The following is a 2413-nucleotide window of genomic DNA, read 5'->3' on the forward strand; positions in this document are numbered from 1 at the left end:
AAAAGATGGCAGGGCAGAAGGAGCAAATGAATATGCCAAAAAGTTTGATTGGTATAAAGCAAATCAGAAAAAAATAATCAAGGATTGGAATATGCCTGATTATAATTGGTAGGTTGAGAATAAGATTGAGAATAAGATTGAGAATGTATGAATTTAAAAAAAAGGAAATATGGAGTATGATGATTTTCGGAAAATGAGTGTTTGGCAAAAGTCATCGGAACTTGTTGTCCTAATTTATGAAATAATAATAAGATGTAAAGAAGTTATAAAAGAGTTAAATTCAATTATTAAAACCATAGAATCAAAAATAAAAAAAAACTTTAGCCTTTGCTTAACCTTAATCATAGCCTAAATTTTAAAAAAAATGAAAACAATTATTGATAACATAAAAACGAGATTTGAAATTTCCGATATAGTAGATCAAAAAAATAATTTGAAATTTTTAAGTTGTAAAAAAGAACAAGCAGTTTCTTTAATTACTCATTTAAAAGATATTGAAGGTTTTTCACATTTTGTTTTATTAACAGCAGTTGATTGGATTGAAGATAATAAATTTCAATTAACATACATTTTGAATAACCCTGATAAAAATATTGATATTGGTATCAGAGTTTTTATTGATAGGGAAACAGCTACTATGGATTCATCTCATCATTTGTGGGAGCATGTTGCTACTTATCAGCGAGAGTTAAAAGAAATGTTTGGAATTGATTTCCCGGGAAGTCCAAGAGTAGATGAGTCATTTATTCTTGAAGGTTGGGATGATATTCCTCCATATCGAAGAGATTTTGATACAAAAAAATATTCTGAAGAAACATTCTTCCCTAGAGAAGGTAGAACAACGAATGATCCTGCTGAATACATGAAAAAAAAGTTATATCCAGATGAAGAAAAATAATAACATATTTAATTGGCAAGCTGACAGATCGAAATATCCTGAATTGGATAAAAATGCTAATCCCATTGTTGATCTTTCATCACATAAATATACAAAAATTTGGCAAGGACCTAATCACCCGGGAATAACCGGAAATATGTCTCTGGAGTTAACTCTTAGTGGAGATGAAATTGTCGAGGCAAAAACACATGTCGGTTATTTGCATCGTGGTTTTGAAAAATTAATCGAGAGAAGAATATATTTTAAAGGTCTTGCTACCTGCATCAGAATGTGTGTGCCGGAAGCAGATTCAAATGAGTATGTTTATTCTTCTTGTGTTGAAGATTTGGCAAATATTGAAGTTCCTGAAACAGCTTTATGGCTCAGAACATTAGCTTTAGAAATGGCAAGATTACAAGTGCTTTTACGTACTGTTCCCGGTCAGGCTTCTACTTTGTCGCTTGGACTTGGTGGGCAGTGGGGAATGTATTTGCGTGATTTGATACTTGATAGATTCTCAGAACTTACAGGTGGACGTATTTATCACATGTACATTGTACCTGGTGGTGTTCGTGGTCATTTACCTGATGGTTTTAAAGAGAGAATGGAAGATAACTTAAAGGGAATTGATGAATTTATAATTAAAATAGAAGACCTGATTTTTACCAATGCTATTTTTAAGAAACGTACAGTAGGAGTGGGAGTTATTGATCCTTCTTGGGTTAGTAAATATGGAATTGTTGGACCAAATGCAAGAGCTGCAGGTTTTAAAAGAGATGTTAGAAAAGATGATCCTTATTTGAAATATGATGAATTGGATTTTGATGTGCCAACTGCTACTGATTCTGATATTTATACAAGGAATTTGATGCGTAAGCAAGACCTTATTACTACAGTTGATTTAATCAGACAGATATTAACAAAAATTCCTGATAATAATAATCTGAGAGCTAAAACACCAAACGTTTTACACTGGGAAATTCCTAAAGGAGAAACATATCATCGTTCTGAATCATCACGTGGAGAATACGGTTTGTATATGGTTTCTGATGGCTCAAAATATCCGAGAAGAATTAATTTGAGAGGACCAAGTTACACACATGCAGTTTCTCTTTTAGAAAAAATGTTGATAAATGCAAATGTAGCAGATGTGCATTCTATAATGGTTTCGTTACAGACTTGCCCACCTGAAATTGAAAGATAAAAGTTGAAAGATAAAAGTTATGGATAAACAGATATAAAAATTCTCTTTGCGTTCTTAGCGTCTTAGCGAGAAATAAAAAAAGTCCCTAAAATACTTAGAGTTAAAAGATAAAAGATAAAAGTTAAAAGATAAAAGTTGAAAGATAAAAGTTATGGATAAACAGATATAAAAATTCTCTTTGCGTTCTTAGCGTCTTAGCGAGAAAAATAAAAAAGTCCCTAAAATACTTAGAGTTAAAAGATAAAAGTTGAAAGTTATGGATAAACAGATATAAAAATTCTCTTTGCGTTCTTAGCGTCTTAGCGAGAAAAATAAAAAAGTCCCTAAAACAC

2 protein-coding genes are annotated in these 2413 nt (G+C 31.5%); both read left to right on the forward strand.

The genetic code is table 11. The annotated features are described in order from the left end of the window. Nucleotides 1-364: 364 nt before the first annotated feature. On the forward strand, nt 365-898 hold the full coding sequence (locus tag U9R42_09830) for an NADH-quinone oxidoreductase subunit C (protein MEA3496319.1): 534 nt from the start codon (nt 365-367) through the stop codon (nt 896-898). After that, nucleotides 885-2081, forward strand: a complete 1197-nt coding sequence (locus U9R42_09835) for an NADH-quinone oxidoreductase subunit D (GenBank protein MEA3496320.1) — start codon at nt 885-887, stop codon at nt 2079-2081. The genes U9R42_09830 and U9R42_09835 overlap by 14 nt, the downstream gene beginning before the upstream one ends. The last annotated feature ends 332 nt before the right edge of the window (nt 2082-2413 follow it).

It is taken from the genome of Bacteroidota bacterium (assembly GCA_034723125.1).
In the GTDB taxonomy this organism is placed as follows: domain Bacteria; phylum Bacteroidota; class Bacteroidia; order CAILMK01; family JAAYUY01; genus JAYEOP01.